General features: G+C 70.8%; 6 protein-coding genes. 3 read left to right on the top strand and 3 right to left on the bottom strand.

Translation table 11 applies throughout. From position 1 onward, the window contains the following. On the bottom strand, positions 1-2,352 hold a 2,352-nt coding region (locus NS4_RS32320; RefSeq protein ID WP_157106141.1), incomplete at its 3' end, for a flavin-containing monooxygenase. A gap of 175 nt (positions 2,353-2,527) precedes the next feature. Between NS4_RS32320 and NS4_RS20015 the strand changes: the two genes are divergently transcribed. Further along, the gene (locus NS4_RS20015) at positions 2,528-3,061 is read left to right on the top strand and encodes a GNAT family N-acetyltransferase (RefSeq protein ID WP_063061049.1); all 534 of its coding nucleotides are present in this window, start codon (positions 2,528-2,530) and stop codon (positions 3,059-3,061) included. A 20-nt stretch (positions 3,062-3,081) separates the two neighbouring features. Here NS4_RS20015 and NS4_RS20010 read toward each other — a convergent pair whose 3' ends face one another. Next, complete coding sequence (locus NS4_RS20010) at positions 3,082-3,891, bottom strand: tyrosine-protein phosphatase (RefSeq protein ID WP_063061067.1); 810 nt, start codon at positions 3,889-3,891, stop codon at positions 3,082-3,084. Between the two features lie 161 nt (positions 3,892-4,052). Then, on the bottom strand, positions 4,053-5,069 hold the full coding sequence (gene zapE / locus NS4_RS20005) for a cell division protein ZapE (protein ID WP_063061048.1): 1,017 nt from the start codon (positions 5,067-5,069) through the stop codon (positions 4,053-4,055). Positions 5,070-5,104: 35 nt separating this feature from the next. On the opposite strand from zapE, the gene NS4_RS20000 reads away from it, so the two are divergent. Then, positions 5,105-5,869 carry a pyrimidine reductase family protein gene (locus NS4_RS20000; RefSeq protein ID WP_063061047.1) on the top strand — a complete coding sequence of 255 codons (765 nt, stop codon included), beginning with the start codon at positions 5,105-5,107 and terminating at the stop codon, positions 5,867-5,869. An 80-nt stretch (positions 5,870-5,949) separates the two neighbouring features. Then, the gene (locus NS4_RS19995; protein WP_063061046.1) at positions 5,950-7,500 is read left to right on the top strand and encodes an alpha/beta hydrolase; all 1,551 of its coding nucleotides are present in this window, start codon (positions 5,950-5,952) and stop codon (positions 7,498-7,500) included. Positions 7,501-7,516 lie beyond the last annotated feature (16 nt).

Genomic DNA, 7,516 nt, shown 5'->3' with positions numbered 1-7,516 from the left:
CGTCGAACCGGCAGGTTCGGAAGCCGATGCCGGTCCGCTGGCACCGACAGGCGCTGCGGCAGCGGCACCGGTAGCCGGTGCCCGGTCGGTGGTCCCGGCCGACCCCGTTTCCACGGCGGTGGGTGCCGAGCCGGTCTTCGCCGGTTGGGCGCTCTCCGGTCCCCTGGTGGCCGTATGCGGTTCCGCGGAGGCCGTATCCGGCTCCGTCACCTCCCGGGTACCGCTCTCGGCGGCGGGAACGGACTCCGCACCCGCCGGATCACCGCCGGGCGTCCCCGCTCCGGGCCACGGCGCGGAGGCATCGGCGGCAGCGGCGGCAGCGGCGGCCTGGGCCGCACGCATATCGAGCCGGACCGTGGGGCTGTTGGATCGTGCGGCGATACCGGCCGCGCGCTTCTCGGCCGCGGCGCGGCGTGCCGCGTCCCGTGCGATATCCACCGCCGGCTGCTGTGCCGCGGGAGGCGTATCCGTGGGTTGCCCGCCGAGAGGCGATGCCGCGTTCGCCGGTTGTGGCATGTTCGGCGGCTGCGGGGCGTTCACCGGCCACCGGGTGTTCACCGGGGCGGGCGCTGGGGGCCGGTGAACCGGTTGCGGAGTGTTTCCGGGCGCCTGCTGCGTCTCCGGTACGGCCGGGTGGGTGGGAGGCATCGCGAGGATCCTGGTCCGCTCGTCGGCGCCCGGGAGAGCCGACTCCGGCAATTTCACGGTAGGGGATTCGGAGGGCACGGGCCGCCCGCCGGACGAATCGAGGGGGGTGGGCCCGGCGGGGATCGGTTCGGTCGCGCCGGTCGGCGGGGACACCGGTTGCGGTGGCGCGGACTGCGGCCGGGGCTGCGACGGGGAGGCATCGGAAGGGGACGGACCGAAAGTCCGGGCCCCGGGGCCTCGCTTCCGGCGCGACACCACCTTGTAGTCACCGGGCCGGGCCGGGCGCACCCATTGCGCGGTACGTGCCGCGAAGGGCAGCTTCACCCCGAGATCGGCGAGCAGTTCATCGATATCGCGCAGGGCGTAGGGCGTGACCGAGGTGCCGTGCGCGTGGTGGCCGCCGGTGTACTCGTGCATCCAGCGCAGGCGGGCCTCGATCCGCTCGCTCATCGTCTCCGCGGGCGGCAGGGCCAGACTTCCGGTGAGCAGGGCCGAGGTCCAGTGCGCGCCGACCTCCGCGCCCACCGCACTCAGCAACGACGAGTTGTAACCGGCGAAGGTCAGATGCGGTACCTGCAACGGCAGGATCTGCCGGTACAGCCGGAAATTACCGTGATCGTCGGTGAGCCGGCGCTGCACGTACGGGGTCAGGAACGGCACCCGCTGCTGGAAGCCGGTAGCGCAGACGACGATATCCGCACGGACCAGCCGGCCGTCGGACAGTTCGGCATACGGTCCGGCCTGGCCGCCGCCCAGCGCAGCGACCTCGGTCCCGCCGCACACGGTGATACGGCCGGCCGCGACCTGGTCGGCGAAATCATCTGCGACCAGGCCGAATGCTGCTTCATGGGCCTGTTCGAACCGTACCGGCGGCACCAAACCCAGCTCCGCGGCCCGGGACCGCTGCGCTACCAGCGCTTCGATGAGAGCGAGGTTGCTCTCCCGGAAGGAACGGCCCGGGCCACGCAGCAGACGCTCGAACCGCCCGGGCTCGGGATGCCGGAAATGCGCAGCGCCGACGCGGGTGAGCAGCACCCGTTCGGCGTCCAGCCCGGGAGCCAGCCGGCGCGGCATCTTCCACAGCAGCCGATGCGCCACGACCGTGGTCTCGGCGGCCACCCGGCTGATCTCGGTGGCCAGATCGCAGGCCGCGGCACCGTAGCCGACCACGACGACCGAGCGATCGCGGACCGCGTCCACATCCAGGAACTGGGTGCTGTGGCCCAGTTGGCCTCCGGCACGCCCGAACTCGGTCATACCCGGGAAATCGGGAATCTCCGGTGTGCTGAACACACCGTTGGCGATGACGAGGTGATCGCAGGAGGTGCGGTGCACACCGTCGAGATCGCGTATCTCGAGCAGCCAGCCGCCGTCGACGGGGTCGGCCGCGACCACTTCGGTGCGCAGCCGGAGGCGATCGGTCAGCCCGAAAGCGCGCACGTAGCTCGCCAGGTACTCCTGCATCCGGGCTCCGTCGAGCACCCGCGGGTAGTCGGCGGGCATCGGATGGTCGGAGAAGTGGTAGGTGTACTTGCTGCTCTGTGCGCGTAAGCCCGGGTAACGGCGAGTCTCGCTCCACACGCCGCCGATATCGGGGGCTCGGTCGAAAACCTCGACCGCGAACCCATCCTCACTCAGGACCTTCGCGCAGACCAGACCCGCGATACCCGCACCGACGATCGCGATGCGGTTCCCGCTCCTCATGGGCGAGAGATTACGTCGGATGTGTCCGGCAGCAAAGCTGAAGGCTCCATTGCGCCCATCACCGCAGGTCGCAGGAGTCCCGCCGGAACCCGGACCAGCTGATGCGCGAGGCGGGCCCGCGCCTGCCGGACCAGCGGACACACCGGGGACCGTACCGCTGTGGTCTCATTGGAATATGACCGCTGTCACCGTGGACCGGGCCGGACTGTGGGACGCCGAGGCACTCAGCGATGTCGCCGCCGCGACCTTCCCGCTGGCCTGCCCGCCGGGTTCGGCCATGGAAGATATCGAGGTGTTCCTGGCGGAGGTGCTCTCCAGTGAGCGGTTCGGCGAGTATCTGTCCGATCCGGCACGCACGGTTCTCAAAGCGGTCGCGGACGACGAGATCGTCGGCTACGCCATCCTGCACAGTGGACCACCGTCGGATCCCGCCGTGGCGACGGCGGTAGCGCTGGACCCCGTACTCGAGATCAGCAAGATGTACGTGCTGCCGGGCCATCACGGCACCGGAGTGTCGAGTGCGCTGATGCACGCGGCACTGGAGCAGGCCCGCGGCGCCGATTACGCCGGTGTCTGGCTCGGCGTGAACCAGCAGAACCTGCGGGCGCAGCGCTTCTACGCCAAATACGGCTTCGAACAGGTGGGTACCCGGACCTTCACCGTCGGGCGTCAGGTCCACCACGACTACGTGCTGCGGCTCGAGCTCTGACCACCGGCCGTACCACGGTGTCAGTGCAGCATGCGCTGTTTCAGGGCGTCTACCTCCGCGGAGCTCAGCCCCAGGCCCTCGCTCACATAGCGGTCGAAACCGCCATAGCTCACCGCGACCTGATCGAAGGCGGCGTCGAGCCACTCCCGCTGGACCCCGCCCACCGGATCACCGGCCGCGGCGCCGCGGTAGTGGTTGGACAGCAGGTAATCCTCGGTGACCGTGGCCCGATCCACACCGAGGATCGTGAGCAGGACCGCGGCGGTCCAGCCGGTCCGGTCCTTACCGGCGGTGCAGTGGAAGAGCACCGCGCCGGCTTCGGGCGCCTGCCCGGACGCCGCGATATCGCGCAGCACTCCGGCCACCGCCTGGTTCGCGCCCGGGGCGGTGATGAACGCCCGGTACAGGTCGCTGCCACCGGCGAGGGTCGACACGAGTTCCGGTAGCGGGGCGGCGCCGATCATGTCGTACCAGTTGGCGCGCGCACCGGCGGGGATCCGGTCCGGTCCGAGCGCGCGCTCGTAGACCGTGCGCAGATCGGCGACCGTACCGACCCCGAGCCGGGTCAGTTCCGCCAGATCCGCGGGGGTGAGGTCGTTGAGTTGATCGGAGCGCAGCGCGATGCCGGTACGTACGGTCCGTCCGTCCACGGTGCGGTAACCGCCGAGATCGCGGGCGTTGGGAGCACCGGTGAGATGTAGCGAGCGGTCGGCGGTGAGCACGTCGGCGGCCGCCGGAGCGGCGGTGACATTCGCCGCCGCGGCTGGGCCGAACGCGATCAGGGCACCGGTGAGAACAGCGGCCGGTACGCGCGCCGAACGATGAACCATGAGCGGATCTCCCATCGTGCTCGCCGGCACCCCCGCGCGGCGTGCCGGAGTCAGCAAACCAATCCCCGGCGCCGCGGTCAACCCGGAAACGGCGCGTCCGCGCACGCCGCGCGGGTCGGCGCCCGGCGTCCGGGAACGATCCGGCTACCGCCGGGCCGCCCTCAGGCCGGTACCTCGAAACGGGACAGCGCCAACAGCCGCGAGATCGCCCGCAGGTACTTCTTGCGATAGCCGCCGTCGAGCATTTCCTGGGAGAAGATCTCGTCGAGTTTCGCTCCCGAGACGGTCACGGGGGTGCCCGCGTCGTAGAGCCGGTCGGCCAGCACCACCAGGCGCAGGGCCACCGCCTGATCGTTGACCGGATGCACACCGGAGACGAATACCGCCGAGACTCCGTCGATCAGCGCGCCGAACTTCGACGGGTGCAGGGTGCCGAGGTGGCGCAGCAGGGCGTCGAAATCGTCCAGCGTCGCGCCGGGAGTGGCCGCCGACCGTTCGTTCAGCTGCGCGTCACTGCTGGGCTCCGGCGCCGGCGGCAGATCACGGTGCCGGTAGTCGGGGCCGTCCACCCGGACCGTGTCGAAGATCGAGCCGAGCTTCTTGATCTCGCGCAGGAAGTCCTGCGCGGCGAACCGGCCCTCGCCGAGCTGGCCGGGCAGCGTGTTGGAAGTGGCCGCGACCGAGACGCCGCTCGCCGAGAGCTCGGTGAGCAGCCGGGAGACGAGCATGGTGTCGCCCGGATCGTCCAGTTCGAATTCGTCGATGCACAGCACACTGTTCGCCGACAACCGCTCGACCGCGTTGCCGAATCCGAGCGCGCCGACCAGGTTGGTGAGTTCGCCGAAGGTGCCGAACGATTTCGGCGCCGGCGCGCTGTGGAAGATCGAGGCCAACAGGTGTGTCTTGCCGACACCGAAACCGCCGTCCAGGTACAGGCCCGCGCCCTGGGTCGGCTTCCTCTTCCCGAAGAAGGACTTCTTGTGCGTGGCCTTGTGGATGGCGGTGACCTTCTCCGCGAAGGCACGGGCCGAGGCGACCGCCGCGGCCTGGCTGGGCTCGTTCGGGTCGGGGATGTAGGTATCGAAACCGACCTCGTCGAACATGGGCGGCGGTACCATCTGGGCGACCAGCTGGTCGGCGGGGACCTCCGGACGGCGGTCGACGAGGCGCATCGGCATGGACGTAGCCTAGTGACGTGGTATGAGCTGTTGGTATGCAGCGTATCCCGGATGCGATCCAGCTCACAGACCTCGACAACGACGCACTCGCCGATCTGTACGCCTACCCGGGCGGCCCGGACGACAGCTGGCTGCGAGTCAATTTCGTTTCCAGTATCGACGGCGCCGTCACCGGATCGGGTGGCGTATCGGGCGCCTTGGGCACCCCGGCGGACAAACGGGTGTTCCATCTGCTGCGCGAACTGTGCGAGGTCGTCCTGGTCGGCGCGGGCACCGTACGCGCGGAGAACTACGGGGGCGCGCAGACCGACCCGGGTCTGCGGCGTGAGCTGTTCGCCCGTGGCATCGGCGGCCATGTCGAGGGCGATCCGCCGCCGATCGCGATCGTGACCGCCACCGCCGCGCTGGACCCGGACCATCGGGTGATCACCACCGCCCGGACCCCCACCCTGATCCTCACCACCGCCGCGGCGCCCGCGCAGCGGGTACGCGCGCTTGCCGACGCCGGTGCCGAGGTGATCGAAATCGGTGACGAGATCATCGCGCCACAGGCAGTTCCGGAGGCGCTCGCGGCGCGTGGGTTGCGACGGGTGCTGTGCGAAGGCGGACCACAGCTGTTCGGCTCGCTGGCCGGCGCGGGGGCGGTCGACGAACTCTGCCTGACCACCGCGCCGCTGCTGGTCGGCGGCGCGGCGCGCCGGATCTCGGTGTCGCACGAGGAATTCGGGATGTCGATGATGCCGGCGCATGTGCTGCTGGACTCGGACGGGACGATACTCGCCCGCTGGGTGCGCGTCTGAAACCGAGCGGCGGGCGTGCGCGGCGGGGCCCGGGCGTCCCGCTCAGGCGGATCCGATCCGGACCTGGCAGGGTGTAGCGCATGCGCTGGACTCGGGCAGTGGTGCCGGCCTCGGCACTTTTGATCATGATCGCCGGATGCGGGGCCGGTCCGTCGGACCGCCCGCACGTCGCCGTCGAACGTCCGCCTGTACCAGGCGAATCCACCACCTCCGCCCAGGTCCCGCCGCCGCCCGCCGCCGAGGTCCCGACAAAGGATCTCCCATGGCGCGACTGCACCCGGGAAACATTCGACAACGCCGGGATGGGCCCGGGACCCGCCGGGCTGGTACTGGAATGTGCCGATTTCTCCACCCCGATCGACAGCGCGGGCTCGGTACTGGGCAATTTCCGTACCGGCGCGGTGCGCGCCCGGCTGCCGCAGACCCCGCCCGACGCCGCGCCTCTGGTACTCACCTCCGGTGTCGACCGCTCCTCCGGCGCCACTCTCGCGGGGCTGGCCAGCGGTCCGGCGAGCGCCCTGCTCACCGCGCACCCCTTGGTCGCGGTGGACCGCCGGGGTATCGGCACCTCCCAGGCGATCGACTGTCTGCCCGCCGATATCCGCAGCGGTCTGCAGGACAACGCCCAGTTCACGCCGGGCGGTGACGCGGTGACCGGTATGTCGGATCTGTCCCGCAACGGAACCATTTCCTGCCGGGACTTCCTGCAGCCCTACGACGGCACCTTCGACGCCGCGCACGCCGCCGACGATATCGAGCAGTTGCGCCGCGAATGGAATGTCGATCATATCGCCGTGCTGGGCACGGGCAGCGGCGCGCTGGTGGGACTGGAGTACGCCCGCAAGTACGGTGACCATCTGGCCCGGCTGGTCCTCGACTCCCCCACTCCGGTGGGCGTGGACACCGTCACCCGGGCCGAGACCGCGGTCCAGGGCGCGGAGGCGGCGCTGTCGGCGTTCGCCCAGCAGTGCGCCGGCATCTCGTGTTCACTCGGACCCGATCCACGCGCGGCGGTGACCGCGCTGGTGCAGAAAGCCGCCGACGGGCAGCTGGGCGACATCTCGGCAAACGCGGTACGCACGGCTGTCACCGGGTTCCTCGGCAGCCCCCGCGCGGACCAGACCGGCCGGATCGGCGCACTCGCCGACGCCCTGTCCGCGGCCGGGCGCGGCGATCTCGGCGGACTGAAGGCGCTGATCGACCAGCAGGAGGCCGCCACCGCGACCGACGGCCAATTCGTCAACGGCTGCACCGATCTGCCGCAGACCCCGCCCGCGCCCCAGGTCACCGACCTCGCCGGCATCTGGGCGCAGAAGTATCCGGCGTTCGGCCGGGCGAGCGCGCTATCGATGCTGGCCTGCTCGGCCTGGCCGGTGACCGAGGCCCCCGCGGCGCTGGAGAAACTCGAGTTGCCGGTGCTGGTGCTCACCGGGGTGGCCGATCCGGTGACCGGCGCCGCCCAGGCCTCGGTCACCGGCGCCCTCGGCGCCGCCGGTGCCCGGACCTCGACCATGACCTGGCAGGGGTGGGGTCATCCGGTGAGCGCGCATTCCGGCTGCGCGCAGACCGCGCTCGTGGAGTACCTGAAGGACGGGCGGCTGCCCGGCGACGGCACCGCCTGCCCCGCCTGACCGGACCCGCGCGACG

It is taken from the genome of Nocardia sienata NBRC 100364 (assembly GCF_001613205.1).
Lineage (GTDB): Bacteria > Actinomycetota > Actinomycetes > Mycobacteriales > Mycobacteriaceae > Nocardia > Nocardia sienata.
This window is presented reverse-complemented; position numbering and strand designations above follow the sequence as displayed.